Annotated in this window: 24 protein-coding genes and 2 pseudogenes; 13 read left to right on the top strand and 13 right to left on the bottom strand. The window is 65.3% G+C overall.

The features are described 5' to 3' along the window. Positions 1-2 precede the first annotated feature (2 nt). Positions 3-668: an ArsR family transcriptional regulator gene (locus BGO91_RS12770; protein WP_290473121.1), complete on the bottom strand. Its 666-nt coding sequence runs from the start codon at positions 666-668 to the stop codon at positions 3-5. A gap of 47 nt (positions 669-715) precedes the next feature. On the opposite strand from BGO91_RS12770, the gene BGO91_RS12765 reads away from it, so the two are divergent. The 8 genes from BGO91_RS12765 (at position 716) to BGO91_RS12730 (ending at position 9,032) form a co-directional block, all read left to right on the top strand. Next, entirely contained in the window at positions 716-1,444 is a 729-nt protein-coding gene (locus BGO91_RS12765; protein ID WP_290473120.1) for an MIP/aquaporin family protein, read from the top strand. A gap of 13 nt (positions 1,445-1,457) precedes the next feature. Beyond that, entirely contained in the window at positions 1,458-2,843 is a 1,386-nt protein-coding gene (locus tag BGO91_RS12760; RefSeq protein ID WP_290473119.1) for an FAD-dependent oxidoreductase, read from the top strand. Continuing rightward, on the top strand, positions 2,840-3,250 hold the full coding sequence (locus tag BGO91_RS12755) for a low molecular weight phosphatase family protein (RefSeq protein ID WP_290473118.1): 411 nt from the start codon (positions 2,840-2,842) through the stop codon (positions 3,248-3,250). The genes BGO91_RS12760 and BGO91_RS12755 overlap by 4 nt, the downstream gene beginning before the upstream one ends. A gap of 351 nt (positions 3,251-3,601) precedes the next feature. After that, positions 3,602-3,811, top strand: coding sequence for a heavy-metal-associated domain-containing protein (locus BGO91_RS12750; RefSeq protein ID WP_290473117.1), 210 nt, complete (start codon positions 3,602-3,604; stop codon positions 3,809-3,811). Positions 3,812-3,846: 35 nt separating this feature from the next. Beyond that, complete coding sequence (locus BGO91_RS12745; RefSeq protein ID WP_290473116.1) at positions 3,847-6,144, top strand: cation-translocating P-type ATPase; 2,298 nt, start codon at positions 3,847-3,849, stop codon at positions 6,142-6,144. 22 nt (positions 6,145-6,166) lie between these two features. Beyond that, positions 6,167-6,427, top strand: coding sequence for a YHS domain-containing protein (locus BGO91_RS12740; RefSeq protein ID WP_290473115.1), 261 nt, complete (start codon positions 6,167-6,169; stop codon positions 6,425-6,427). Positions 6,428-6,594: 167 nt separating this feature from the next. Beyond that, positions 6,595-8,697 carry a heavy metal translocating P-type ATPase gene (locus tag BGO91_RS12735; RefSeq protein WP_290473147.1) on the top strand — a complete coding sequence of 701 codons (2,103 nt, stop codon included), beginning with the start codon at positions 6,595-6,597 and terminating at the stop codon, positions 8,695-8,697. 17 nt (positions 8,698-8,714) lie between these two features. Next, positions 8,715-9,032, top strand: coding sequence for a metal-sensitive transcriptional regulator (locus BGO91_RS12730; RefSeq protein ID WP_175337889.1), 318 nt, complete (start codon positions 8,715-8,717; stop codon positions 9,030-9,032). Positions 9,033-9,046: 14 nt separating this feature from the next. Here the strand turns inward: BGO91_RS12730 and BGO91_RS12725 are convergent, their stop codons facing one another. Then, positions 9,047-9,325, bottom strand: coding sequence for an SHOCT domain-containing protein (locus BGO91_RS12725; protein ID WP_217499017.1), 279 nt, complete (start codon positions 9,323-9,325; stop codon positions 9,047-9,049). A 110-nt stretch (positions 9,326-9,435) separates the two neighbouring features. Here BGO91_RS12725 and BGO91_RS12720 point away from each other — a divergent pair, with 110 nt between their 5' ends. From BGO91_RS12720 to BGO91_RS12705, 4 genes are all read left to right on the top strand, one after another. Then, positions 9,436-9,897, top strand: a complete 462-nt coding sequence (locus BGO91_RS12720) for a DUF6153 family protein (protein ID WP_290473114.1) — start codon at positions 9,436-9,438, stop codon at positions 9,895-9,897. 84 nt (positions 9,898-9,981) lie between these two features. Then, positions 9,982-10,587, top strand: a complete 606-nt coding sequence (locus tag BGO91_RS12715) for a DUF305 domain-containing protein (protein WP_290473113.1) — start codon at positions 9,982-9,984, stop codon at positions 10,585-10,587. 105 nt (positions 10,588-10,692) lie between these two features. After that, the gene (locus BGO91_RS12710; protein ID WP_290473112.1) at positions 10,693-12,225 is read left to right on the top strand and encodes a multicopper oxidase family protein; all 1,533 of its coding nucleotides are present in this window, start codon (positions 10,693-10,695) and stop codon (positions 12,223-12,225) included. Between the two features lie 46 nt (positions 12,226-12,271). After that, the gene (locus BGO91_RS12705; protein ID WP_290473111.1) at positions 12,272-13,012 is read left to right on the top strand and encodes a DUF4396 domain-containing protein; all 741 of its coding nucleotides are present in this window, start codon (positions 12,272-12,274) and stop codon (positions 13,010-13,012) included. Between the two features lie 165 nt (positions 13,013-13,177). Here the strand turns inward: BGO91_RS12705 and BGO91_RS12700 are convergent. The 4 genes and pseudogenes from BGO91_RS12700 to BGO91_RS12685 form a co-directional block, all read right to left on the bottom strand. After that, positions 13,178-13,384, bottom strand: a pseudogene (locus tag BGO91_RS12700) (integrase core domain-containing protein); the annotation flags it as partial. Positions 13,385-13,400: 16 nt separating this feature from the next. Beyond that, a complete protein-coding gene (locus BGO91_RS12695; protein WP_290473110.1) occupies positions 13,401-14,471 on the bottom strand; it encodes an IS110 family transposase in 1,071 nt (356 codons plus the stop codon). Between the two features lie 198 nt (positions 14,472-14,669). Further along, on the bottom strand, positions 14,670-15,389 hold the full coding sequence (locus tag BGO91_RS12690) for an IS3 family transposase (RefSeq protein ID WP_290473146.1): 720 nt from the start codon (positions 15,387-15,389) through the stop codon (positions 14,670-14,672). An 8-nt stretch (positions 15,390-15,397) separates the two neighbouring features. Next, positions 15,398-15,718: a transposase gene (locus tag BGO91_RS12685; protein WP_175338873.1), complete on the bottom strand. Its 321-nt coding sequence runs from the start codon at positions 15,716-15,718 to the stop codon at positions 15,398-15,400. 270 nt (positions 15,719-15,988) lie between these two features. Between BGO91_RS12685 and BGO91_RS12680 the strand changes: the two genes are divergently transcribed. Then, on the top strand, positions 15,989-18,712 hold the full coding sequence (locus BGO91_RS12680) for an AAA family ATPase (RefSeq protein WP_290473109.1): 2,724 nt from the start codon (positions 15,989-15,991) through the stop codon (positions 18,710-18,712). Between the two features lie 7 nt (positions 18,713-18,719). Here BGO91_RS12680 and BGO91_RS12675 read toward each other — a convergent pair whose 3' ends face one another. The 7 genes and pseudogenes from BGO91_RS12675 to BGO91_RS12645 all read right to left on the bottom strand — a co-directional run. Beyond that, positions 18,720-19,124: a hypothetical protein gene (locus BGO91_RS12675; RefSeq protein ID WP_290473108.1), complete on the bottom strand. Its 405-nt coding sequence runs from the start codon at positions 19,122-19,124 to the stop codon at positions 18,720-18,722. 45 nt (positions 19,125-19,169) lie between these two features. Beyond that, positions 19,170-22,127 carry a TrlF family AAA-like ATPase gene (locus BGO91_RS12670; RefSeq protein ID WP_366925297.1) on the bottom strand — a complete coding sequence of 986 codons (2,958 nt, stop codon included), beginning with the start codon at positions 22,125-22,127 and terminating at the stop codon, positions 19,170-19,172. Between the two features lie 189 nt (positions 22,128-22,316). Further along, the gene (locus BGO91_RS12665; protein WP_290473106.1) at positions 22,317-22,766 is read right to left on the bottom strand and encodes a single-stranded DNA-binding protein; all 450 of its coding nucleotides are present in this window, start codon (positions 22,764-22,766) and stop codon (positions 22,317-22,319) included. 109 nt (positions 22,767-22,875) lie between these two features. Then, positions 22,876-23,346 (bottom strand): hypothetical protein, encoded by a 471-nt coding sequence (locus tag BGO91_RS12660; RefSeq protein ID WP_290473105.1) that lies wholly within the window; start codon positions 23,344-23,346, stop codon positions 22,876-22,878. Continuing rightward, positions 23,343-23,747, bottom strand: a complete 405-nt coding sequence (locus BGO91_RS12655) for a hypothetical protein (RefSeq protein WP_290473104.1) — start codon at positions 23,745-23,747, stop codon at positions 23,343-23,345. The genes BGO91_RS12660 and BGO91_RS12655 overlap by 4 nt, the downstream gene beginning before the upstream one ends. Beyond that, positions 23,747-25,552 carry a TraM recognition domain-containing protein gene (locus BGO91_RS12650; RefSeq protein ID WP_290473103.1) on the bottom strand — a complete coding sequence of 602 codons (1,806 nt, stop codon included), beginning with the start codon at positions 25,550-25,552 and terminating at the stop codon, positions 23,747-23,749. Before BGO91_RS12650 ends, BGO91_RS12655 begins: the two co-directional genes overlap by 1 nt. Next, positions 25,549-26,248 (bottom strand): annotated as a pseudogene (locus tag BGO91_RS12645) (hypothetical protein); the annotation flags it as partial. The gene BGO91_RS12650 and the pseudogene BGO91_RS12645, both read right to left, overlap by 4 nt.

The following is a 26,248-nucleotide window of genomic DNA, read 5'->3' as shown; positions in this document are numbered from 1 at the left end:
AGCTAGCTCGGCATCAGATGTGCGGCGAAGGAGTCAATCCGTCGCGCGAGCTCTTCGAAGGCCAACTCGAACGCTTTCGAGCTGCCGTCCGGCACCGGGTCGGGAATCGACCAGTGAGCATCGCCCAGCCCGAGTTCCTCGTGCGCTCGGTCGCAAACCGTGATCACATAGTCACCTGCCTCAACGACATCGGCGTACAGCTTCGGTCGTCCCGCCAGGACGACACCATGTCGCGCTGCGACCTGCACCGCGCCCTCCGCGACGCCGGGTGCCGGGTGCGTCCCCGCGGACACGGCCGGGACATTGCTGGAGCGCGACCAGAGCGCCTCCGCCAACTGAGACCGCGCCGAGTTCGCCGTGCACACGAACACGACCCGACGCGCGGCAGCATCCGCAGACGGCCCCAGCGCAGTGAGCGCGGCCGGCTGCAAGCGCACGTACGTCCTGCGGCGATCGCCCTCCGAACGCTCGCGCACGATGATGCCTTCACGCTCCAGGACCGCGAGGTGGTGCGCGAGCAGATTGGTGGAGACCGCCAGCTGTGCGACGAGCTCTCCCGGAGTCAGGTCGCCGAGCACGAGAAGATCCACGATTCGCAGTCGCAGTGGATCAGCGAGCGCCGCGTGCAACGCGGCTCGCGTCTCCAACAGATTTCGCCCAGTGTTCATTACCTCAATGTTGACTGAGGTATCTCCTACGGGTCAAGATGAAGCCGATGAACACGCGCCTTCTCTCTCGCCTGCTCGCCGAATTCCTCGGAACCGGACTCCTCGTCACGGTCGTCGTCGGATCCGGGATCGCCGCCAGCAGGCTCTCCCACGACACCGGCCTGCAGTTGCTCGAAAACAGCATCGCCACGGCCTTCGGCCTCGCCGTGCTGATCCTCGTGTTCGGCTCCGTCTCCGGAGCCCACTTCAACCCGGTCGTGTCCCTTGTCGACTGGATCGTCGGCCGCCCCGCGCGCAGCGGACTGACCCTCGCCGAGGCGGGGGCATACATTCTTGCGCAGGTCGTCGGCGCGATCAGCGGCGCTCTGCTCGCGAATGCGATGTTCGAGCTTCCCACCCGTATCGCTACAACCGAGCGGGTCACCGCCGGGACGCTTCTCGGTGAAGTCGTCGCCACGGCTGGACTCATCATGCTGATCCTCGCGCTCTCCCGGACCGGACGCAGCGCTGCTGCCGCGCCCGCGATCGGTGCGTACATCGGCGCCGCCTACTGGTTCACCAGCTCCACCTCGTTCGCGAACCCCGCCGTCACCATCGGGCGGATCTTCTCCGACTCGTTCGCCGGTATCGCCCCGGTGTCCGTCCTCCCCTTCATCGCCGCGCAACTCGTCGGCGCCGTCATCGGCGTCGGACTCACCTTGGCGCTGTTCCGCTCTGAGAAGGTCTTGGCCGAGGCCGCGGCGGACGTCGTCATTCCGCAGACCACCGATCGCTGAACGGAACCGTCTCATGCATCTCGTCGCCATCGGCGGCAGCGACGCCGGAATCTCCGCCGCGCTGCGCGCCCGCGAACTCGACCCGGCGACCGACGTCACCGTCGTCGTCGCCGACGAATACCCGAACTTCTCCATCTGCGGCATCCCGTACTACTTCTCCGGTGACGTGCGCCCGTGGCAGTCGCTCGCCCACAGGACCCACGCGGACCTCGAAGCCACCGGGATGTCCCTCAGGCTCAACACGCTCGCCACCGGCATCGACGTCGCGGGTCAGCGATTGAACGTCCGGGCGGCGGATGGAAGCGAGTCGGTGATCGGCTACGACGAGCTGATCGTCGGCACCGGCGCGCTCCCCTCGCACGCGGGCATCGCCGGACTCGACCAGCTCACCTCCGCCGATGGGCTGCACGTCATCCACTCGATGGGCGACACATTCGCCCTTGACAGTGATCTGGAAGCACGAGACCCGCACACCGCGATCATCATCGGCGCCGGCTACGTCGGTCTCGAGATGGCCGAAGGATTCACCGCGCGCGGCATCGATGTCACCGTCCTGCAACGCGGGCCCGAAGTCCTCTCCACCCTCGACCCGGAACTCGGATCCTCCGTCCACGAGGAACTCACCAGCCACGGCGTGCACGTGCGCACCCGCACCGTGGTTCGCTCGGTCGAGAAGGACATGGACGGTCTGCTCGTACGCGCCGACCACGACGGCCAGCCCGTCGACCTGCGAGCCGACATCGTGCTCGCCGTCGTCGGTGTCCGTCCGAACACTCAGCTCCTGGAATCCGCCGGAGCCACCCTCGGCGCCGGCCGCGCGGTCGTCGTCGACGAGCACATGCGAACCGGCATCCCTCACGTCTACGCGGCCGGCGACGGGGTCGTCACCCACCACCGGCTGCTCGGCGTCACCTACCTCCCCCTCGGGACGACCGCCCACAAGCAGGGACGCGTGGCCGGGGAGAACGCCATCGGCGGCGACGCCCGCTTCGCCGGCTCCGTCGGAACCCAGGTCGTCAAGGTCTTCGACCTCGTCGCCGCGCGAACCGGTCTCCGCGACTACGAAGCGCACGCCACCGGCCTCAAGAGCGTCACCACCCACACCACCGCCGACGACCACAAGCGCTACTACCCGGGCGCCCAGCCCATCAGCATCCGCGTCACCGGAGACGCCGACAACGGGCGCCTCCTCGGCGCCCAACTCGTCGGCCGCCTCGGCACCGAGACCGCCAAACGCGTCGACACCTACGCGACGGCGCTCTTCGCCGGCCTCACCGTCCAGCAGATCAGCGACCTCGACCTCTCCTACACGCCACCACTCGGCTCACCGTGGGACGCTGTCCAGGCGGCGACCCAAGCCTGGACACGAGCCACCATCGAAACCGAGATCACGGTATGAACGACGCCCCAACTGTCCTCTTCCTCTGCACCCACAACGCCGGCCGCTCCCAGCTCGGCTCCCACCTCTTCCGTCACATCGCCGGTGACCGCGCCAACGCCACCAGCGCTGGCACGGCCCCCGCCGACAGCCCCAGCCAACCCGTCGTTCAGGCTCTCGCCGAACTCGGCATCGACAGCTCCAACGCGCAGCCCCGAGCCGTGACAGTCGACGACTTGGCGACCGCCGACATCGTCGTCGCCATGAAGCCAGGGCTCGAACTCCCCGGCCCTGTCGCGGGCCAGTTCGTCCAGTGGGAGTTCCCCGACCCGGCGACCTGGGACCTCGACGGCGTGCGGAAACTCCGGGACACGATCCTGGTGCAGGTCGAAGAACTGGCGGAGTGGGTGGTGCCCGCTGAAGAATGATCCAGTGACCCGTCCAAGCGGCCGCTCGCGCCCACGACGTCCCGGTCGACCTCCCGTGAGCAGAGCGGAGACGCAGGCCGGTTTTCGGGCGCATCACGAACGAATCGCCCGATGACGTTCGGCCCCTGAGCGGGACACTGGCGCGACACCAAACGTCGATGACGATGAGAGTGACTATCGCAGCGCCGACGTAGGCGAAGTCCGGCGATCTGCGAACGACGGACAGAGCCGCTGCGAACACCACTATGTTGCGCGACGGCGGACATCCCGGTTGCAGGAATACCCTCGGAGGGTATCATGTTGGAAGACGACGATACCCTCCGAGGGTATCCCAGTATTCATGGAGGACTGATGGAAACGATCGACTACCAGGTGACCGGAATGACCTGCGAGCACTGCGAGCGGGCAGTGTCCACCGAGGTGGCGCAGGTCGCCGGTGTCGACAACGTGAAGGTGTCCGCAACCGACGGCGTTCTGCATGTCACCACCGGAACCGGCGTGGACGACACCGCCGTACTCGCCGCGGTCGACGAGGCCGGTTACGCCGCCGTCCGAAAGTAGGAACCGCACCGCCGTCCGAACCTGAGGAGCACCACATGACAGCCTCTCCCTCGCCCGCAGCAAGCACCGCCACCCTCGAGCTCGAGGTCGGCGGAATGACCTGCGCGTCGTGCGCCATGCGCATCGAGAAAAAGCTGAACCGCCTGGACGGCGTCACCGCAACGGTGAACTACGCGACCGAAAAGGCACGAGTGTCCCTGCCGGACGGCATGGACGTGTCCACCGTGATCGCCGAAGTGGAGAAGACGGGCTACACAGCCGCACTCCCGGCTGTTGAACCCGAAAGCGACACGAAGGACGCCGACCCGGAACTGACGGGACTGCGGAACCGTCTGATCGGCAGCGTCGCGCTGTCGATCCCGGTCATCGCATTGGCGATGATCCCAGCCCTGCAGTTCACGTACTGGCAGTGGCTCTCGCTCACGCTGGCGGCGCCGGTCGTGGTGTGGGGAGCGTGGCCGTTCCACAAGGCGGCGTTCATCAACGCCCGCCATGGAGCGGCCACCATGGACACCCTGGTATCCATCGGAACCCTGGCCGCGTTCGTCTGGTCGCTCTACGCCCTGTTCTTCGGAACGGCGGGGATGCCCGGGATGACTCACGGGTTCAGCTTCACAGTGGCCGCCTCGGACGGCGCCGGCAACATCTACCTCGAGGTCGCCTCCGGAGTCACCACCTTCGTGCTCGCGGGCCGCTATTTCGAGAAGCGATCGAAGCGGCAGGCCGGCGCTGCACTGCGGGCGCTCCTCGAGCTCGGCGCCAAGGACGTGGCGGTCATCCGCGACGGCCTGGAGGTGCGCCTCCCGATCGACAAGCTGCGGACCGGTGACGAGTTCGTGGTCCGACCCGGCGAGAAGATCGCCACCGATGGGGTCGTGGTCGACGGGTCGAGCGCGATCGACATGTCGCTGCTCACCGGCGAATCCGTGCCCGTGGAGGTCACACTGGGTGACGCCGTTGCCGGCGCAACGGTGAACTCCGGTGGCCGCCTCCTGGTGCGAGCCACCCGGATCGGAAGCGATACTCAGCTTGCGCAGATGGCCAAGCTCGTCGAGGAAGCCCAGCCCGGCAAAGCAGAAGTGCAACGTCTCGCCGATCGCATCTCCGGCATCTTCGTTCCGATCGTTCTGGGTATCGCCGCACTCACCCTGGTCGCCTGGTTGGTCACCGGCCATCCGACCGCTGCAGCGTTCACGGCCGCCGTGGCGGTTCTGATCATCGCCTGCCCGTGCGCGCTCGGACTGGCCACCCCGACGGCGCTCCTGGTCGGAACGGGACGCGGAGCGCAGCTCGGCATCCTGATCAAGGGACCCGAAGTGCTGGAGTCCACCCGCACCGTCGACACCATCGTCCTGGACAAGACAGGAACCGTCACCGCCGGGAAGATGACATTGCTCCAGGTCGTCACCGCGCCCGACGTCGACGAGTCCGTGCTACTGCGGATGGCCGGCGCCGTTGAGGCCGCGTCCGAGCATCCGATCGCCCAAGCCATCGCGGCCGCGGCCACTGACCGCAGCGGAACCCTCCCCAACCCGGAATCCTTCGTGAACATCGAAGGCCGCGGCGTACAGGGCATCGTCGACGGCCACCTGACGCTCGTAGGCCGACAGTCGCTACTAGACGATTGGTCCATGATGCTCGACGACAGCCTCGCAACGGCCAAGAACGCCGCCGAAGCTGCCGGGCAGACCGTCGTCTGCGTGGCCTGGGACGGGAAAGCGCGAGGACTACTCGTCGTGGCGGACGCGATCAAGCCGACCAGCCGAGAAGCGGTGGACGCGTTCAAAGAGCTCGGGCTCACCCCCATCCTCCTCACCGGAGACAACGCGACCGTCGCTCGCGAGGTCGCCCGCACAGTGGGCATCGAGACCGTCATCGCCGAGGTGCTCCCCCAGGACAAGGCCGACACAGTGCGCCGGCTGCAGGCCGAGGGCAAGACCGTGGCGATGGTCGGCGACGGCGTCAACGACGCCGCAGCCCTGGCCACCGCCGACCTGGGACTGGCGATGGGAACCGGTACGGATGTCGCCATCGAAGCCGCCGACATCACCTTGGTCCGGGGTGACCTCCGGGCCGCCGCGGACGCCGTCCGGCTGGCCCGGCGGACGCTGGGCACCATCAAGACCAATCTGTTCTGGGCGTTCGCCTACAACGTCGCAGCGATTCCGCTGGCGGCGTTCGGACTGCTCAATCCGATGATCGCCGGAGCGGCGATGGCGTTCTCCAGTGTGTTCGTGGTGAGCAACAGCCTCCGCCTACGCGGCTTCCGCTCCAAGAACACCGCGACCCGAACGGCCGCCGGTGTTCCTGCGTCCGTCCCCGAAACCGCATGACCACTCACGAAAAGGACGCACCATGAGCGACGACAACTGCTGCAACACGAATATCGAGCACCACCATGCCGCCATAATTGCGGCGGGAAGCACCAACCTCCTCGGCGGGGCCGGAGCGGACGACCTTACCGAGTGCGTCGTGATGAAGGGCAGCACCGTCAGCAAGGCGAAGGCGGAGGCCCAAGGCCTCTACCGCGACTACAACGGCGAGCGGTACTGGTTCTGCTGTGCCGGCTGCGCACCCCGTTTCGACGCCGACCCCGCGGCATACACCACCGCATAACCGCCACCGCCCGGTACAGGCGGACACCAGCACATCACCCAGGTGAAGGGCTAAGCATGAACGACCACACCGAGCACGACGGGCACGACCACCGCGCCCATACCACCGGTACCGAGACCGCCGAAAACCACGAGACCCACGAGATGGGCGAGCACGCCGGACACGACATGACCGGGCACAGCGGACATGACATGGCTGGGCACGCGGGTCACGGCGGGATGGTCGGGCACGCCGGACACGCCGGACACGGTGACCATGTCGCCCAGTTCCGTCGCCTGTTCTGGATCATGCTCATCATCGCCGTCCCGGTCGTCGGCTTCTCCTCGATGTTCGCGATGATTCTGGGGTACCCGCTGCCGGACGCCGCCTGGGTTTCGTGGATCTCGCCGGTCCTCGGCACGGTCATGTACGTCTGGGGCGGTCGCCCATTCCTCACCGGCGCCGTCGGCGAACTGCGGGCGCTCAAACCCGGCATGATGCTGCTGATCGCGCTGGCGATCACGGTCGCGTTCCTGGCGTCCTGGGGTGCGAGCCTGGGGATCCTGGACCACGAACTCGACTTCTGGTGGGAGCTCGCCCTCCTCATCGTGATCATGCTGCTAGGCCACTGGATCGAGATGCGGTCACTCGCACAGACCACCTCCGCCCTCGACTCACTGGCAGCGCTGCTGCCCGACGAGGCCGAACGCGTCGAGGGTGACAGCACGGTGCAGGTCGCCCCCGCCGACCTCGGAGTCGGCGACGTCGTCGTTGTCCGCCCCGGTGGCCGCATCCCTGCCGACGGACGCGTCGTTTCCGGCTCGGCGAACATGGACGAGTCGATGATCACCGGCGAATCCCGCACCGTCCGCCGCGACGTCGGAGACGCCGTCGTCGCGGGCACCGTCGCAACCGACTCCGGTCTGCGCGTTGAAATCACCGCGGTCGGCGACGACACCGCGCTCGCCGGTATCCAACGCCTGGTCAGCGACGCCCAGAACTCCTCGTCCCGCGCCCAGCGGATCGCCGACACCGCCGCCGGGTGGCTGTTCTGGTTCGCCCTCGGCGCGGCGATCATCACCGCGGTCGTCTGGACCCTGCTCGGCCTGCCGGATGAGGCCGTCGTGCGCACCATCACGGTTCTGGTCATCGCCTGCCCGCACGCCCTCGGTCTGGCCATCCCGCTGGTCGTCGCCATCTCGACCGAACGCGCCGCTCGCGGCGGAGTGCTCATCAAGGATCGGCTCGCCCTGGAGAGCATGCGCACCATCGACACGGTGCTGTTCGATAAGACGGGCACCCTGACCAAGGGCGAACCCACCGTCACCGCCATCGAGACCACCGACGGCACCAGCTCCGATCGACTGCTGGCCCTGGCCGCCGCCGCCGAGGCGGACTCCGAGCACCCGCTGGCACGGGCCATCGTCAACGCCGCAGCCGCTCACCATGTGACCGTCGGCTCAGCCGCAGGTTTCGAATCCTCCCCCGCGGTCGGAGTATCGGCCACGGTCGACGGCCACCACGTCCAGGTCGGCGGCCCGAACCTGCTGCACGAAGCCGGAGTGGACGAACTCCGCGTCGCCGACGCCTGGCGGGAGGACGGCGCCATCATCCTGCACGTCCTGGTCGACGGACAGGTGGCCGGTGCGCTCAAACTTGCCGACGAGATCCGCGAGGAGTCCCGGCAAGCGGTCGACGCCCTGCACGCTCAGAACGTGCAGGTCGTGATGATCACCGGCGACGCCGACGCTGTCGCCCGGTCGGTCGCCAACGAACTCGGCATCGACCGGTACTTCGCCGGAGTGCGGCCAGAGGACAAGTCCGCGAAGGTCAAGGAGCTCCAGGCCGAGGGACGCAAGGTGGCGATGGTCGGCGACGGCGTCAACGACGCCCCCGCTCTTGCCCAGGCCGACGTCGGAATCGCCATCGGCGCCGGCACCGACGTCGCGATCGCCTCCGCAGGAGTGATCCTCGCCAGCGACGACCCGCGTTCCGTGCTGTCGGTCATCGAACTCTCCCGCGCTAGCTACCGCAAGATGAAGCAGAACCTGTGGTGGGCAGCCGGGTACAACCTCATCTCCGTGCCGCTTGCCGCCGGCGTGCTCGCACCAATCGGATTCGTCCTGCCGATGTCGGTCGGCGCGATCCTCATGTCGCTGTCCACGATCGTCGTCGCCCTGAACGCTCAGCTGCTGCGCCGGCTCGACCTGCGACCGGAGACCAGCGCCCGCGTTGCCCTCGAACGATCCCGAACCCAGCCGGCGACACCGGCACCCGCATCCCGAAGCTGACCTCCCTTGGAGCCCTCATGAACGACACCACGACCACCGCCGAGCACGAACACCAGCACGGCTACATCACCGACAAAGCCGGATACATGCGCCGACTCAGCCGTATCGAAGGGCAAGCCCGCGGAATCGCGCGGATGGTCGATGAAGAGCAGTACTGCATCGACATCCTCACCCAGATCTCCGCCCTGACATCCGCACTCAAGAGCGTCGCCCTCGGCCTCGTCGACGACCACCTGAAACACTGCGTCACCGACGCCGTGCTACTGGGCGGGGACGAAGGCCAGGCCAAGATCCAGGAAGCCAGCGACGCCATCGCCCGACTCGTGCGTTCGTGACGGGTCCCGTGGGCTCAGCTTCCAGAACGACCCAACTCGTCCCGACGCCTGGCGTACTCGTCGTGGTCGATCTCGCCTCGGGCGTACCGTTCATCGAGAATGTCCCGAGGCGACGGACGCCCTGGCTGAACCGCACCACTACCGGCGGACGGACCACGCCGGCTAAGAGTGACCACCAGCACGATCACAACCGCGATGATCAGCAACGGCACAATCAGCCAAATGATCCACCACGCCCCCATGCCGCCCATCATCCACCCGTACACGTCCGCCTCCTCAAACGATTTCTCCATTCAGCTTGGACGCGAATGTGGAGACGGATGGGGCATTAGGTCCCGTCAGCGTTAAACCCCCGGCGGGTATCCAGACTGCGCCGGTAGTTTGTCTCCCGGAAGGAGGAGAAATGCTCGCCGACTGCATCTCGATGCGCACCCGCACCTGGCGCTGCGTGCTCGTCCTCCTCTTCGCGGTCGCGGGCATCGTGACCGGGATCCTCGCCATGCACGTTGTCAGCACGCCTATGGGCGAACCACACGGGTTCGTCGCGGTCCAGCCAGCGGTATCCGCGTCGACAGTGTCCCACCCAGACCAATCGCACCCTGCCGTTTCCAGCCAGGCGATGTCCGACACCAGGGCGGGCGGGGGATGCGCTATCGACGGCTGTGATCCGATGCACGACATGACTGCCATGATCTGCACGCTCGCGCTGCTCGCCGCGACGATCCTCCTGATCGCCCCGGTACTCAGCCGGGCGCTCCTCGGCCTGGGCTCCCGGGCTGCACCCACGACCCTGGCCCGGATGATCACGCGCAGGGTCGGATCATCACCACCGTCTCTTCTCGCACTGTCTATCGATCGCAGATGACGCACACCGCACACCGCGCATCGCGCGGTGTTGCTTCAGCGTGCCTACCATCCGCAGATTCGTACGACGAAAGAGACCCCCACAATGAACATCCGACTGATCGCGATCGCCTCCGGCGCACTCCTGACCGCCGCCGCCTTGGCTGGCTGCACCGCGGGCGCCTCCGGAAAGGACCCAGGCATGGGCAGCATGTCCGGGATGACCCACGGGAGCTCGAGCCCCGCCACCACCTCCGACCACAACCAGGCCGACGTCACCTTCGCCATGAGCATGGTGCCCCACCACCAGCAGGCCATCGAAATGTCCGACACGCTCCTTGCCAAGCAGGGCATCGACGCCCGGGTGACCCAACTCGCGCAGAAGATCAAGGCCGCGCAGCAGCCGGAGATCGACACCATGAATGGCTGGCTCGACACCTGGGGCCAGAAATCCGACATGGGCGGCATGGACATGGGCGGCGACGGCACGATGTCGCAACAGGACATGGACGCGCTGAGGAACGCGTCCGGCGCAGACGCGTCGAAGCTGTTCCTCACCCAGATGATCCAGCACCACCAGGGCGCCATCACCATGGCCACGAGCGAGACCGAACAGGGCACGGCCACCGACGCCGTCGCGCTGGCGAAGAAGATCGCCGCCGCACAGAGCGCCGAGATCGCCACCATGAAGCAGCTCCTCGCCAGCCTCTGACCCGGTCGCACCAGACGCGGGCGCCGTCACCCCTCCCCCCTCGTGTCGGCGCCCGCCCCTCCCCACTCCTTACGGCCCTCTAGCCGCTTCCTCTCTGGACATCTGATGAACTCTTCGAACCTCACCCGGCGCAGCCTTCTCCTCGGCGGCGCCGGGGTCGCCACCGCCTTCGCCCTAGCCGCCTGCACCGGCGGACCGAACCTCCTCACCGCGACCAGCAGCCCCGTCACCGCTGCCGAAACGGCCCGGCGGCGCACCGGGAGAACAACCCGCGTCCAGCTCACCGCCGCCAGGACCGACATCGACCTGGCCGGGCGCACCGCCTCCACCTGGGCCTACAACGGTCAAGTCCCCGGCCCCACCATCCGGGCACATGTCGGTGACATCATCCGCGCGCACGTCACCAACCAGCTCCCGGACGACACCACCGTCCACTGGCACGGCATCGCCCTCCGCAACGACATGGACGGCGTTCCCCCGATCACCCAGCAGCCGATCGGCCCCGGAGCTTCGTTCGACTACGCGTTCACCGCCGACGCCCCGGGAACCTATTGGTACCACCCGCACGTCGGCCCGCAACTCGACCGCGGCCTCCAGGGCCCGCTGGTCATCGAAGACCCCCGCGAACCCCTCAGCTACGACCACGACTGGGTACTCGTGCTGGACGACTGGCTCGACGGCGTCACCGCGACACCCGACCAGGTACTCGCCGACCTCAAGAAAGGCATGAAAGGCATGGGCGGGATGGGAGGAATGGGCGGCATGATGGGCGGCGGCCAGGACGGCACCCCGACCCGCGCCGGCAACCTGCTCACCGGAACCGGCTCCAACCTGCTCGGCGGCGACGCCGGAGACGTCTACTACCCCTACTACCTCATCAACGGACGCCCAGCCGGAGACCCGGCCACCTTCACCGCCAAGCCCGGGCAACGGGTGCGGCTGCGAATCATCAACGCCGGCGGCGACACCGCCTTCCGATTTTCGGTCGGCGGCCACCGGCTCACCGTCACACACACCGACGGTTACCCGGTGAACCCGGTCGAGGGCGACAGCATCCTGCTCGGGATGGGCGAACGCTACGACGCGATCGTCACCGTCGCCGACGGTGCCTTCCCGATCGTGGCCGAGGCCGTCGGCAAAGCCGACCGCGGCTTCGGCGTCCTCCGCTCCAACTCTGGGAGCCCCACACCCACCGCGAACGGTTACACGGCCTCTGACACGTCACCGGTCACAGCGGCGGTACTGAGCGCCACCCCTGCAGACACCCTGCAGCGGCGCAGAATCGACCGCCGCATCGACATCGCCCTCACCGGCGGAATGATGAAGTACGACTGGGGCATCAACGGCAAAGCCTTCGACATGAACAACCCGCTCGACGGCGCCTACACGGTCCGGGAAGGCGAACGCGTCCAGCTCACCATCGCCAACCAGACCATGATGTGGCACCCGTTCCACGTTCACGGCCACACGTTCCAGCTCGACGGCGGCCCGCGAAAGGACACTGCGATCGTGTTGCCGCACCGATCTCTCACGGTGCTACTGGATGCCGACAACCCGGGCCAATGGATGACGCACTGCCACAACATCTACCACGCCGAATCCGGGATGATGGCCGTCCTCGGCTACGAGAAGAGCTGAGTCAACGGGCTACAGCCCGCGCCAGGATCCGGGTAGCAGTGGAGGCATGACGCCTCCCCACGCGATAACGCCTGCCCTGGGCGATTTCCCCACCTGGCTCAACGTCCTCGCCTGGACTTCCCTCGGGATCGGCATCGCCTGCACCATCGGCGTCGCCGTCGATGTGATCCGACGACCGCAGAAGATGGCCGTGATGAACGTCGTCTGGCCCGTCTCCATGCTGTTCGGAGGATTCCTCTGGCTCGGCGGCTACCTCCGCTGGGGACGCACACCCGCACCTTCACAGAATGCGGACGATGCGGAGACGCCCATGGCGGTGGCCGTCGGCACCGGTACCAACCACTGCGGGGCTGGCTGCGCGCTCGGGGACCTCATCGCGGAGTGGGCCGCCTTTCTCATCCCAGCCGTCGCCGTCGCCTTCGGCTGGGGTTGGCTCTTCCAGGACAAAATGTTCGCCGTCTGGATCCTCGACTTCATCCTCGCCTTCGGACTCGGTATCATCTTCCAGTACTTCGCCATCGCCCCCATGCGCGGGCTCGGACTCCGCAAAGGCCTGATCGAAGCACTCAAAGCCGACGCCGCCTCCATCACCTCCTGGCAGGTCGGTATGTACGGGGCAATGGCGCTGATTCAGTTACTGCTCTTCCCTGCGCTCTTTGGCGGCCGCGCCCCGGTCAACTCGCCCGAGTTCTGGTTCGCGATGCAGTGGGCGATGCTGCTCGGATTCGTAACGGCGTACCCGGTCAATTGGCTGCTCATTCGAGTGGGCATCAAAGAGCGGATGTAAGGCCGAGGGCACACCAAACGTCAATCACGATCGGCATCGGCCTGGGAGAGGTCAAACGTTGAGGGGATCGCGTCATCGCAGGCGCGAAAAGCATCGGACCGAGAGGGGTGGGAGGCCGACGAGAGTGATCTTCCCCCGGTTCTTCGGACAGTTTGATGTGTCGTTTCAGGCAGCCAGGGTGACTGTCGTCGGGTCGATTTTCTCGTAGTCGGCCGGTGAGTGGTAGCCCAGGGAGGAGTGTCGGCGGCGGGGGTTGTACCAGGCTTCGATCCAGGAGAACATCGCCGTCCCCAGTTGCCGTCTGGTGGCCCAGGGTTGGCTGTCGAGGAGTTCGATCTGCATGCCGGACCAGAAGGATTCCATCATCGCGTTGACGCTCCTATAGTTGTCAACTCGCGATTTCGCCGGTCCGAGGGTTTGCTTTGACGAGGTGGTAAACCTCGCGAATGACATAGCGTTTGAGGCAGCGGATGATCTCGCGTTTGCTCTTGCCCTCGGCTGTGCGGCGGGCAACGTAGGCGATCGTCGGCTCGTGGAAACGCATTCGGACGATGACGGTCCGATAGATCGCGGCGTTGAGTTGTCGATGGCCGCCATGGTTGATGCGATGCCTGCCGCTGGTCATCCCGGAGCCTGTCGGGACAGGACTTATCCCGGCGAGCTTGGCGAACGCGGCCTCGGACCGGATCCGTTCCGGATTGTCGCCAGCAACGATAAGGATCTCAGCTGCGGTGTCGACGCCGATGCCGAATTGCTCAACCAGTTGCGGGGCCATTCCGGTCACGAGCTGCTCGAGCATGGTGGAGAGTTGCTTCGCCTCCGTGTCCAGATGCTGCCAACGGCGGGCGAGGGAGCGCAGGCTGTGGCGGAGCGCGTCGTCCGGGGTCTCCAGCGCTCGCGGTCGCAGCGCGGCGAGGTAGCGGGCAAGCATGATCTGGGTCTTGCGGTTTGTCTCTCGGCGCAGTTCGTCACTGCCGTGCACGAGCATTGCCTTCATTGTGACCATCGTCGCGGAGCGGTCTGTGACCGCGGAATCATGCGCGATCTTCAGCTGGCGGATCATCTCGACCGTGCCATCCGCGGTCTTCGGGACCGCGGTCGCGAAACCTGCCAACACGGACCGGGCGGCGTTCTCCGCGTCCAGTGTGTCCGACTTCCCGTTCGCGCGGCGCAGGCGACGATCGGCCCGTCCTGCCTCGACGACCTTGTGGCCGTGCCGGCGCAGGAATGAGGTCAACGTCGCTCCGTAAGAGCCTGTGCCCTCAATCCCGAACGCGAGGATCGTCCCAAACGACGACGCCCACTCGAGAAGGCGGGTGAAGCCGCCGGTATCGGTGGTGACCGTCAGGGAAGCGAGGATGCCTCCGATCGTGTCCATCACCGCCGCAACGTGAACGTGTTTGTGGGTATCGACGCCGATCACGACGAATCCCGAGCGGGACGATCCGAGAGTGGTCATGGTGTGCTGTCTCCTTGCCGGTTAACGTGGTCTCACGCTGTCGCCGGCAGGTGGACAGGACTGTCACGGGGACGCTCTCAAAGTCTGCTCCAGGCTCCTATTAGGTCACGCCCGACCGGCGGCAGCGCTTGTTGCGCGCCCGGCCGGCGGTCGACAGATCAACGCAAAGACACCAAGTGGGTCAGTCATAAGCACGAGTCAGACCGTCACGGCCGGGGCTGCCGGAACAAAGATCGTCCCGGCAGAAACAGACTGACAGTCGTAGCAGTCGCCGACCGAGCCCATGGAGGCGATCAGGCCGGCTTCGTGGACGCGGGAGGTGAAGGCCCAGGAGGTGTATTGGGAACCGTGGTCGGAGTGCATGATCGCCCCGCGGACCCCGAACCGCCTCCAGCGGGCCATCTGCAACGCATCCACCACCAGGTCCGCGGTCATCCGGGATCCGATCGACCAGCCGATCGCGAGCCGGCTGTAAGCGTCCAGGACGACGGCGCAGTAGACCTTCCCCTCCGCGGTGTGGTGCTCGGTGATGTCACCCAGCCAGAGCCGGTTCGGGCCCGGAACGTGGAAGTTGCGGTTGACCCGGTCTTCGCTGGTGGCCGGGTTGGCGCGGAACCGGAACTTGCGTTTGACCGCGCCAGCCCAGCCGCGCTCGCGCATGATCCGCTCCACCCGCTTCCGACCGATCCTGAACCCGTGCCCCATTCGCAGCTCGGCGTGCATCCGCGGGGACCCGTAGGTGTGGAAGAACGCCCCCTTCTCCGACCGGAGTCGTCCGATCACCGCGGCGATCTCCTCATCCCGCGCCCGCCTCGCGGAGATGTGGTGCTGCGCCCAGGTGTAGTAGCCGGAGCGGGAGACCCCCAACAACCGGCTGACCGTCGCGACCTTGAACCGGTGAGGGTCCTCGGCCGTCAGCTGCTCGATCAGTCGGAAAGATGTTTTGGGAGCACGTTCTCCTTCGCGAAATACGCCGCCGCGCGTTTCAGGATCTCGTTCTCCGTCTCCAGCCGGCGCACCTCCCTGCGCAACCGGACCAGCTCGGCTTGCTCATCCGCGTCGAGCACCGGCACCACCCCGGCGGCTTTCTCCGCCTGCTCTTTCGCGAAGTCGTCCTCGGCCACCCACCGATACAACGCGGAGTTCGAGATGCCGAGCTCGCGGGCGACCTGCGACAACGGTCGGTCGCTGATCCGGACTAACTCGATCGCACGAACACGGAACTCCCGAGGGAAACGTCTAGCCATAAAGACCAACCTCCCGAACCAAACAAGGCCGATGATAAGTGACCGAAGAAACGGGGGAACACCAGAGAGAAGAGCCAAATATAGACAGACAACGAGATGAAAGAGCCAGCCCAAGAGAGAAGAACTGACACCGAGAAAACAGAGGCCAGGGCAAGGAGACAACACGAGAGGCAAGAGATAGACGATGCACGTAGGCACTCTTCGAGATGTACGCGCCGAGCGCGCGCCAAAATGAGCGCGCAACCGGAACGTGTAAGTGTGAGAGGCGGAGTGGCGCGCTGGAAGCGCGGGCAGGCAGCCCAAGGGGTCAAGCAGGCCGTCCACTACGCCTTCGGCGGTGTCTGCGACGCAACCCTGACAGCCAAGACCGCCGAGGGCGCGCTCGCTGCCGCGGGTTACGCGGATGCCGTGATGACCCGCTACGTCGTCGAGGGCGGTGCCATCCGTGACGACTTGCTCACCCGGTCCCAGTTGAGGGATTGGGTCGACGGTGTCGACCCGCTCACCGGTGAGCGTCGCGGCCGGGATCTTGAGTCTCCGGTCGCTGATCTCATTTTGGACGCGACGATCAACGCACCGAAGTCGTTCTCGATCGCGGCGATGCTGGACCCGGAATTGGCGGCCGCGTATGAGGATCTGCAGGACCGGTTGCGGGACCGAATCATCAAGCTGTGGCAGAGCGAGCTGAACGCCCGCCGCGGGAAGCAAGGTGCCATCCGGGAGAACCTCGCCCGCATCGAGGTCGTCGAGCTGCGGCATGAACGGTCGCGTTCGCTGGACCCGCACAAGCACCGTCACCTCTGGCTGAACGTGAAGGTCCAGGGCGTCGACGGGAGGTGGTCGAACGTGGACACCCGGGTCGCCCTGCGGTTCCAGAACGTCGTGAATGCGGAGGGCGACCTGGCGTCGCGGACTGACCCGGCTTGGCTCGCGGCACTGGCTGCGAAGGGCTTCACTCTGAATGCGGATGGCGAGATCGCGCAGCTGCAGCACTTGGTGCGGCCGCTGTCGAAGCGTTCCGCGCAGATCGAGGCGAACAAGGCCGCGCACGTTCGCATGTGGCGGGAGCAACATCCGACCGAGGAGCCTTCCGCGACCGTGCTGACTCAGATCGATCAGTGGGCGTGGGCGGCAGGCCGGCCGAACAAGCCGGGGCAGCTGAACGAAGAGGAGTGGGCATCGGTCGTGGTGGCCGAGCTCCTTCGCGCTGATCCCGAGCTCTGTAAGCCGCGCAGCGCAGCCGCGGCAAGATCGACGGACATTCCGGACCTCGACCTCGAGCTCTTGGCGGCGAAGGCCATCGTGGATGCGGACGCTCGATCGACCGGGACCGGAGGCCGTTTCAGTGACCTGGATGTCCGGGCAGGAGCGATGCGGGCGGTCGCCGCCTCCGGGGCGGTTGCAGAGCGCGGCCAGCTCGCGAACATTGTCGACCAAGTGGTCTCGCTCGCCATCCGCGCACACACAGTGACGCTCCTGTCGGAGGCCGAAATACCAGCACACATCAAGAGGCGAATGGCGACCTCGACTGCAACGCTCAAGGCCATGCTCGCTCAACGAACGGACGCCCTCGCTGAATCCGGCAACGTGGTTTCGCTCGCTGAAATCACTGCTGTTGCTCATGCAATCGAACCAAACCGCACATTGGATGCGGGCCAGGTTCAGGGTGCTTCCTCGTTGGCGGGAACGGACAGAATTGTCGCCATCGCGGGAGCCGCTGGCACGGGCAAGACGACCATGCTAAGGGTGGCCGGCGCCACGCTCCGGCGCCGAGGCCGCAACATGATAATCGTGGCTCCGACGAAAAAGGCCTCCGCTGTCGCCGGTCGCGAAACCGATAGCGACTCGTCATCGCTTCACCAGCTTCTCCACGACTACGGGTGGCGATGGAACAGAAACAGGGCGGGTGCGACGGAATGGCAGTGTCTGAGTCCAGGACAGCTCGACCCGATTACCGATGCGCGATACCTCGGGCCGAAGACGGCACTGCGTCCTGGCGACCGCATCGTTGTTGACGAAGCGGGGATGCTCGACCTCGAGGCGGCGAATGCGCTCATGGAGGTTGTCGAACGTACCGGAGCATGTGTTGCCCTTGTTGGAGATCAGAACCAGGCCTTGCCGGTGGGGCACTCTGGCGCCATGGCTCTCCTTTGGAGGCGGGCAGCTCGCCAGGTCGAACTCGTTACGATCCACCGGTTCCGGGATCCGGACTGGGCGAATTTGACCCTCAAACTGCGCGATCCGGGCAGCCAAGAGGAAGCGATGGCGGTCGCCGATGCCTTGATCCGCTCTGGCCATGTAGTCAATGTGAATAGCGACGTCGAGGCTCAAAAGGCGATGGCGGACGCTTGGTTCGAGGCTCACCTAGCTCGACGAAAGATCGCACTCGTCACGTCGACTCACTCAGAAGCGCAAATGCTCAGCGAGGCAATCCAGGCTCGACGAGTCGCAGATGGATCGATCAGCACGAGGGACGCATTCTGCGGGCAGTCCGGTCAGATCATCTTCGTCGGCGACTTCGTCCAAACTCGCCGCAACGATAACATCGCGAACGTACAAAACCGCGAGAACTGGGTAGTCAAGACGGTTACGCAGGACTATGTAATGCTCGCCGCTGCCAACGATTCGACTGACCTTAGAAAGGTCTCGCCCGATTACGCGTCCGCACACCTACATCTCGCTTATGCCACAACCGTCTATGGGGTCCAAGGCGAGACGACCGATCTCTCGATTGTCGGCCCTGGGGTCGACGCAGCTGGTTTGTACGTTGGCCTCACTCGGGGTAAGCGCGACAATCGTGCCGTGGTGGTGGCCGCTACAGACGCGTCAGCGCGTTCTCAACTCGTCGAGACGATGCAGCGACGCGGAACCGAGGAAACGCTCGAAAAGTCTCGCTCTGCTGCCCGTACCGAACTCAATCGAGCGGCCCAATCGGTTGCTGGCCCCCATCTCGTGAGCTCGCCAACTCACCAATATGAAGGACGTGTCCGGTAACGCCTGGCTAATTGCCGGCCAGACCGGTCACGCGAAGTGAACGGCCAACCTGGTTAGCGCCATCCAGATTCCCTCCGCGCGCGTCGTATCGGAAAAGGGCCACCCCGAGAGCATCCGCCTGATCCTGCGCATCAGGGAAGACACCGCCGGGATGGAACACCAATGCGCGGCGCCCATCAGAAGCCGCCATTCCAGCGACCCGACGCACGGCATCGACGTCGAGATTCCCCGGACGGTCGTCTACCCACGCCAAAAAGCGGTTGCTGTACAGATCACACACTTCTGCAACGTCCCCAGATGCAGCGACGACGTCCGCTGCGCCAAGGTAAACCATCCACTCTCGACACAACCGAACAGCATCTCTATCCGACGCTTTCCACGATCTCTGGTGCGGGGGCAGGGCAGTGTTCATGTCCTAAGTGTCCACCCGACCACCGGACCTTCGCCTGCCGAAGCCCTATTGAGACCCAACCTCCAGATTCACATGAAGTCGCCTCGCACGATCTCTGAATGCTTCCCTGCCGCCCTCGAGGATCTCGCACACAGCTTCGCGAATTGTTGCATTCTCCAGACCACCTGAGATGTACGAGAGATCTGGAAGTGCCCCAACTCGACTTGAGGAGCTTGTTGCGACGATCACCTGATCGGCATCGGTGTTGACAACAAGGTTCGCATTGTGTGTGACGATGATGACCTGGCGGCGGTCGCGAGCCTCCCTAAAACGCTGCACCAATTCGCTATAGATCGACTTCGGATCAAGGTTCTCCTCTGGCTGGTCGATGATGAGGGGTCGTTCGTCATCGCGGTCCAGTGCAAGGTAGAGGAGCAGGAGAACAATTCCTCGAGTTCCTGGGGAGAGCTGTTCGATATTTATGCCCTCGTATTGAACTCCGTACGAAACCGAAATGTGGTCGGTGCTGACTAGCCAATCAGCGACCTCCGCCGCCCATTTAGCCCGGTCTTCCGCGGACTGCACGTCTGCCCGCATATGAGTTCGAATTCCGCTGTCATACTCCGAGTGAAACGCGGCCATTGCTTGCTTCACGGAATTTCCATCACCGGTCGCCCAAGCGGTGAGTAACCGTTGTCGTGCTGCTTCCGCCAGTGCACCGTGTCCGCGAAACGGCCCGGTGGTGCGCAGGTCCATCAGGGCTTCGCCTTTGCTCGCCCATTCATCAACGTTCACGTTCCGCTTGACGAGAAAGGACAGCTTTCTGACGGTTCCGGAAGCTGCGTTGATAGTCGCTTCCAGCGGTGCATAAAGCGCGGTGAGCTCGGACGACTCATCGATAATTGCGTCGAAAACGGCCCCATAGGCGTCGTCTCGCTGCTTGAGTAGCGCGGCGATCATTCCGCTGGCTTGCTCGGCTCGGGTAAGCGCCGCCCGAAGTTTCGACTCCTCGCCTTCTGAGCGCGTGATGTTCGCAGTTAGCGTCGTGTACTGCTGCGCTTTCAGCTGGTCGATTCCGACAAGTCTCTGTAACCGCTGGACCTCCGCCTCCAGCGCGTGGAGGGTCGCCGATTGCAATTGACTCTGCTCGACGATAGTCACAGTAGGGTCCTGAGTGACGGCGATCGTCACACCGGTAAGACGGTGCAACTCGGCCTCGACCGTGGAGAGGCTTTGTGCCAGCACGTCTTCCGGGTTGCCCTGATAGCCGAGGTCGAAATGCGCCCACTGCGCATCATCGAACGCAGCTGAAGCATAGGTCGCCTTCAACTTCGCTAAACGGTTGGGAAGGATCGCCCTGCGCTCGTTAGCCACGTGATCCGTTAGCCCCGCTATCGCCTGCTTCTTGAGGCTGAGAGCTTCGATTGCCCGCTGACGTCTTCCCACTTCCTCGGTCGTGGCGTTGAGCTGGAAAATGCGATCAGCCGCCCCCTGAGCGAGGAGCTTGGAACGCGCGTCCTTGTCGGCTTTGATAGAGCGCGCGACCTCTTCAAGCTTTGTTTTGATCGCTGGCGCCGCAGCCTGCAGGGCGCGCAGCTCGGTGAGTCGCAGATTTACGTCGGCAAGCAGTCCCTCATGCGTCGAGCGGGTCGAACGAGCTCGCGCCGCCCGGATATCGAGAAGCTCCTTGAACGAAGTGGCACCATATCTTGACTCCACAGGATGGGATTCAAAGACGACGCGCTCGATCTCAAGAAGCAACTCGTCGGAGATGCCCTCAGACGAACAGAGGCGCTCCACGAACTGCTGCGAAAGGTATCGAACTCTGGGCGCCGCGGCTACCGGGGCGCCCAGCAGGTTCTTTTCCTGAACGACCCCGTCCGCCCAGGTGAGCTTCGCCTTCGCCATTCCGAGAAGGCTGCCCGCCCGCCGCAGAAATGATTGCGAATCGTCAGCTTTCTCGCCGGCCACATTAGCCAGGATGTCTGCGAGCGCTGTCTTTCCGGACCCGCGAGCTCCGATGATCGCGACTAGCCCCGGATTCAACCGAATGTCGCCAGAAGGAAACCAGTTCGCGTCCGTAAGCGACAACCCGTCTGCAACTCGGTGCGAGATCGCCCCCGCAGGAGGCTCGGGTCCAACGAGCGCACGCTGCAATGGTTCCAGGCATGCTTGCCGCAGAGATTCGAAAGTAAGGTCGCCCTTGATCCAACAGAACCGATCGTCGTCGGGGACACCGACCTTGTCCAATTCGTGCGCATCGGATCCGTGAAGACAGGGCTTAGGACCGCCATAGTCCCTGACAAGCTCTGCCACCGATGCGGCGCGTTGCCCACCCCAGAATTCGCGCTGGGAAAGCTGAGCCGCAAAGATGACATCGGATAGTCGCTCGATCTCTTGCCTGAAGGCGGCGAATCCGGCGTCCTTTTGGAGCCCGGAAGTCCCGTCTGAACCTCCGGCGACTCCTACCAAGATGTTGTCGCGCGCCCACTTGTTGTTATCAAAGGCTTCGCGCAAACGGTGGACTTCGACTTTGAACTGAGCCGCTCCAACTCTCAGTGCCTGGGCTTCGGGTAGGTCTCGATCATTCATGTGAGCGCGTCCCAAGCGGACAAGATCCTCACTATGTGCCGAATAGGTCTGGCCGCCGACACCGAATGTCAGTTGACGCAAGAAGGACTGGGTCTCGGCAACATGATGCTCGTCACTTGGATCAACTAGAAGATGAAAGTTGACCGCGTTGTTCTTACTGGTGCCAGTCGCGAACCGAAGCTCAATGTTTGGAAAGATCAGCTGCACCTCAGGAAGCCGACCCTCCTGCTTGTAGGCCACGACATCTAGGTAACGGTCAAGCGTTCCGTAGTCCGTAATCCCAAGAGCCTCGATCTTGGGCGACGATTGTTCGATTCGCGTGAGGTATTCGTCCCAGCAGTCGGCCGGGTAGCTGTCTTCCTTCAGAGTGCCCGGCGTGTGGATGTGAGGCTCCCAGCGCCTCCAGATGGACCCCCGCGCATCCGAATGCAACAATTCCGAATCACCACTTCCCCGCTAGTCCGGCCAAACGCCGGAACACATTCTTGAAAAGCCTGACGGAAGTGAGCCATCCTCTTCTAACCCCAAAGGAGGGGGCGAGGGTCTAGTCGTGCTGAGCGGGCTCCGGAGAACCCGGAGCCCGCTCATGTCGCTGGAGGGACGCGCCTGCCCGTTGGACATCTAGGTGAAAGACGGTGCTGCCCCGGCTGTACGTGTTTCAGCGCCCCACTCCGGCCCGGTCGTAGATGCGTCCGGGCCGTCAGCTTTTGGGGCTCGGCGGTTGACCTCCGCGGTTGTGTATCGGAGGGAGGGTCCGACGCTGTCGGCGACGACTTCGGTGGCGGCGCGGGGTTCGCCGGTTGCCTGGTCGGTCCAGTGGCGGAACTCGAGGTTGCCGTTGACGATGACGGTGTCGCCTTTGGCGAGGCTGGCGCGGACGTTCTCGGCGGTGCGGCCGAAGACGGTGGTGCGGTGGTACTGGGTGTCGCCGTCGACCCATGTGCCGTCGACTTGCTTGCGGTCGGTGACGGCGACGGTGAACTTGGCGAACTTGGTGCCGTTCTGTGATTCGCCGTAGTCGGGGTCGGCGACGAGGTTGCCTTCGATGCTGATCGGGACTCGTGTGCTCATCGTTCTGTTCCTTTCTGTTCGCGCCCGATTGACGGGTCGCATTCACTTACACGTTCCGGTCGGAGCCCAGAAAATGCGCGCAATTGGCGCGCACTCAGATCGTCGTGACCTACGGTCGGGAGTGGCTTTGTGTGATCCAGTCCGCCCACTCGGCGGAGACCCCATCGTCGCCGGTCTGTGGGAGTTCGGTGTGGCCGTTGTGGCATTCGCCGTTGTACCAAGTCGCGAGGCGTGGGATGGCGACGGCGAGGCGTTCGTGCCAGCCGATGGGTCCGTAGCCGGCGTCGAGGCTGTCGTAGGAGACCAGCCATGCGGTGTGGAGGGCGGAGAGCTCTTCGACGAGGGCACCGTGCTTGAACCAGCACGGCGGGATCTTCCGCGAGGCGAGGTTGTAGCGGTGGGTGAACCAGATCACCCATTCCCGTAGATCGGTCCAGACCTGCGGGGCGTCCTCGTCCTCGAGGGTGCGCCAGTTGATGACGCGGATGCCAAGCATCCCCGGACTCTGCCGCGGCGCCTGGCCTTCCCAGCCCTCGGCGAGGGAGGCGACGAGGTCATCCAGCGGGATGTCGTCAGTCACTGCTGCTCCAGGGAGGCTTCGATGTAGTGGGCGACCTTGGCCTGCAGCCGGGCGATCGCCTGGACGGAAGCGGTGCGACGGGAGACGAACCCTGAGAGGGCCCGGTCGCGTTCGATCAGCTGGTGCACGTACTCGTGGCAGCGCGGGTGCAGCGCGGTCAGGTCCTCGTGCTGCTCCTGGGCGGTCCAGCCGTAGGGGGTTTGGGTGACGCCGCGGTAGTCGAGGTGGTGCAGCTCGAGGCTGCGGGCACTGCCAGCACCGAGGCAGAGTGCGCAGCGGATGGTGCCGTTGCGGGATCCTTCCTCGAGGAACCAGCGGTCGCGGCGGGCGAACCATGCTCCGGAGTGCAGGTAGTTGCTGCGGTAGGTGTTGTCCCGGGCGGGACGGCGACGGTTGGACATCAGTTTCCCTCCCCTGCTGATCCTCGGCGATCGAGCGCGGCTTGATACTGTTCGGCGAACACGACCTGCTGGTCGAGCTCGGTGAGCTTCTTGCCCGCACTGACCTGGCGAGCGTCGTGGCGATCGGTCCAGCCCCGCAGGTCGAGCAGGATCCCGCGCCGGTTGCGGTAGGCCAGCAGTCCGACGGTTTCGGGCATGCGGCGGATCTCGTCGATCGTCATCACCGGGACCTTCTCGTTCTGCACGTTCGTGGATGACCCGTTGTCGTTGTAGGAGTGCCCGGTGTTCCGGATCCGTCGTGTCCCGAGAAGCGATTCGACATCGCGTAGGTGATCCACATCCGACGCGCCACCGAGGAGGAGCTTGGCGGTGGCGGCCGACCAGATCGTGTCGGCCTCCGACCGCGACCAGGCGGTCTCGGCCTGCGATAGGGCCTGGAGGACGACGATGGTCGAGATGCCGATGCCGCCGCCGTCGGCCATGATCCGCGGCAGCGCGGGCCAGGAGAACATATTCGCGATCTCGTCCAGAATCAACGCGAGCGGGAGATCCAGCCGCGACCCGGGCGAGGCGAGAGCTTTCCGTCGTGCTGTTTCGACGACGTCATCGAGGACCGCGCCGAGGAATCCGCCGACAGAGCCGGCCCCGGCGCCGGTGCCGACGAGGTAGAGGCTGTTGGATCCGGCAAGGAACGCGTCAAGGTCGAACTGCTCCCCGGGGCCTGGTGTCATCGCCTTCCTGATTGACGGGATGGAGAGGGGGCGGAGGGCGCCGAAGACGCCGAACCAGGAATTGGCGAGGAGCTTCTCGTCGCCGTTGATGATCGCGTCCAAGTCCTCGGACCAGCCAGGCGACCCCTGGTTGGCGAGCACACCTACCGCTTCGAGGGCGAGGCGCGGGTTGGAGCCCCAGCGGGCGAGGGCGTCGGTGCCGCGCCCGGAGACGGCGGCCGCGTGAAGCAGCCGTGAGAGGACGGAGGAGGAGACCTGCGCCCATTCTTGGTTCGTTTTGGATGCGCCGAGCGCGGTGCCGGCGATAATCGCTTGCCCGCGCTGGTCCGCGATCAGGGGATCCTCGCAGCCGGCTACTGGGGAGATCCGCAGCGCGGAGCGGATACCGGTGAGTTCCTGCGGGTCGAACACCGTCACGTCCCCGACGCGGGCGCGTTCGCGCATCGTGGCGGAGAGGTTGTCGTTGCGGGTGGAGGTGGTGATGAGCGGCCCGTCCCAGTCGAGGATGGCGTTGATGATGAACCGGTAGCCCTTGCCCGACCGGGGCGCGCCTTCAACCACGATCGAGTCCTCGATCGACACGTAGACGTCCTGACCGTGGGCGCGCCCGACCTTCCAGCCGGCCGCAGACGGAGCGGGGTTGACCAGCGACGGGCGGAGGGTCTTGGCGCGGTGAAGAGCGGTGCGTGCGGAGGTGTGCTTGCGGATTTCGCCGGGCTTGGCGAGTCCTTCGCGGCCGCGGAGGTCGTTGATGAAGTGCCGGTCCGACTGCCGGTAGCGAAGCCACCAGACCAACCCAACGGCGATCGCGGTCAGAAGGAGGAAGACGGCTAGCAGATCGAGGACGCGGATGAGGGTGACCGGCGCCACGCATCCCTTCACCAAGGTGAAGCCGGACGGGTTTCCGCCCATTGCCAGTTGTAGGCCGGCGAAGACGCTGTCTGGCTGCCCGCCTGCGCCGCAGGTTGCGGTGATGGTCGCGGTGGCGACGCCGGTGCTGAGGGCGCCGGCGAGGACGATGGCGAAGAGGCTGTAGAGGGCGACGTACGTCCCGGAGGAGCCGTGTGTTCTCATACTCGTTCGCCGCCCATGGCGTCGGTGCGGAAGATTCCAAGTTCGTAGTCGGTGCAGATGTTGCGCACTTTCGCGACCCGGTCCTGGCCGATCTGCCAGAGCCCTTCGCCCTTGTGGAGCTTGCGGACCAGGTAGGCTTGGGTGTCATTCCAGCCCAGGATTTCCCGCGACCTCGCGATCTCCCCGGAGTGCTGGGCGTAGGAGATTCGGGTTTCGCAGTCGGCGAGCAGGCCGAGGGCCCTCGAGTGGAGGGCGCTGTTGCGGTCGCCGAGCGCGTCCAGGTCCGCAACCCGGTGCAGCAGGTACCAGTTGGAGGTGCCGAGGTGGCGTGCGACTTTCTCGTCCTCGACGCGGTCGGCGAGGCCGTCTCCGCCGGAGACGTCGTTGAGCAGCTCGACGGCGGCCTCCTCGTGGATGATCACCCGCGCTTGCCGGTTTGCGCCGAGAGAGGAGCGGCGTATCCAGTTCGCGGTCGCCAGCCGGGCGAGCGCCTGGGCCTCCGGCGACGCGCCTTTCAGGGCGGAGGTGTCGACGACCATCATCGGGGCGTCGGCGTCGAAGCGGACGGTGGAGGGTCCGTCGAAGAACCCGGTGAGGTCACCGGAGACCATCCGACGGAGCGAGTGCGCGAGTCGGTGGCCGGCCTCGACCACCTCCAGCGGCTGGCTCTGCTCGGGATCGACGAGACGGTCGTAC

Origin of the sequence: Leifsonia sp. 71-9 (assembly GCF_001898805.1) — a bacterium.
GTDB lineage: Bacteria > Actinomycetota > Actinomycetes > Actinomycetales > Microbacteriaceae > Leifsonia.
The sequence above is the reverse complement of the archived record's forward strand: the minus strand, read 5'-3'. Positions and strand labels throughout refer to the sequence as shown.

Excerpts from the sequence above, each read along its gene's own strand:
- BGO91_RS12720 (WP_290473114.1), top strand. The coding sequence starts at position 9,436 with ATGCTCGCCGACTGCATCTCGATGCGCACCCGCACCTGGCGCTGCGTG.
- BGO91_RS12650 (WP_290473103.1), bottom strand. The coding sequence starts at position 25,552 with ATGAGAACACACGGCTCCTCCGGGACGTACGTCGCCCTCTACAGCCTC.
- BGO91_RS12710 (WP_290473112.1), top strand. The coding sequence starts at position 10,693 with ATGAACTCTTCGAACCTCACCCGGCGCAGCCTTCTCCTCGGCGGCGCC.
- BGO91_RS12735 (WP_290473147.1), top strand. The coding sequence starts at position 6,595 with ATGACCGGGCACAGCGGACATGACATGGCTGGGCACGCGGGTCACGGC.
- BGO91_RS12705 (WP_290473111.1), top strand. The coding sequence starts at position 12,272 with ATGACGCCTCCCCACGCGATAACGCCTGCCCTGGGCGATTTCCCCACC.
- BGO91_RS12675 (WP_290473108.1), bottom strand. The coding sequence starts at position 19,124 with ATGAACACTGCCCTGCCCCCGCACCAGAGATCGTGGAAAGCGTCGGAT.
- BGO91_RS12770 (WP_290473121.1), bottom strand. The coding sequence starts at position 668 with ATGAACACTGGGCGAAATCTGTTGGAGACGCGAGCCGCGTTGCACGCG.
- BGO91_RS12725 (WP_217499017.1), bottom strand. The coding sequence starts at position 9,325 with ATGGAGAAATCGTTTGAGGAGGCGGACGTGTACGGGTGGATGATGGGC.
- BGO91_RS12745 (WP_290473116.1), top strand. The coding sequence starts at position 3,847 with ATGACAGCCTCTCCCTCGCCCGCAGCAAGCACCGCCACCCTCGAGCTC.
- BGO91_RS12695 (WP_290473110.1), bottom strand. The coding sequence starts at position 14,471 with ATGACCACTCTCGGATCGTCCCGCTCGGGATTCGTCGTGATCGGCGTC.
- BGO91_RS12760 (WP_290473119.1), top strand. The coding sequence starts at position 1,458 with ATGCATCTCGTCGCCATCGGCGGCAGCGACGCCGGAATCTCCGCCGCG.
- BGO91_RS12755 (WP_290473118.1), top strand. The coding sequence starts at position 2,840 with ATGAACGACGCCCCAACTGTCCTCTTCCTCTGCACCCACAACGCCGGC.
- BGO91_RS12750 (WP_290473117.1), top strand. The coding sequence starts at position 3,602 with ATGGAAACGATCGACTACCAGGTGACCGGAATGACCTGCGAGCACTGC.
- BGO91_RS12765 (WP_290473120.1), top strand. The coding sequence starts at position 716 with ATGAACACGCGCCTTCTCTCTCGCCTGCTCGCCGAATTCCTCGGAACC.
- BGO91_RS12730 (WP_175337889.1), top strand. The coding sequence starts at position 8,715 with ATGAACGACACCACGACCACCGCCGAGCACGAACACCAGCACGGCTAC.
- BGO91_RS12715 (WP_290473113.1), top strand. The coding sequence starts at position 9,982 with ATGAACATCCGACTGATCGCGATCGCCTCCGGCGCACTCCTGACCGCC.
- BGO91_RS12665 (WP_290473106.1), bottom strand. The coding sequence starts at position 22,766 with ATGAGCACACGAGTCCCGATCAGCATCGAAGGCAACCTCGTCGCCGAC.
- BGO91_RS12685 (WP_175338873.1), bottom strand. The coding sequence starts at position 15,718 with ATGGCTAGACGTTTCCCTCGGGAGTTCCGTGTTCGTGCGATCGAGTTA.
- BGO91_RS12655 (WP_290473104.1), bottom strand. The coding sequence starts at position 23,747 with ATGTCCAACCGTCGCCGTCCCGCCCGGGACAACACCTACCGCAGCAAC.
- BGO91_RS12740 (WP_290473115.1), top strand. The coding sequence starts at position 6,167 with ATGAGCGACGACAACTGCTGCAACACGAATATCGAGCACCACCATGCC.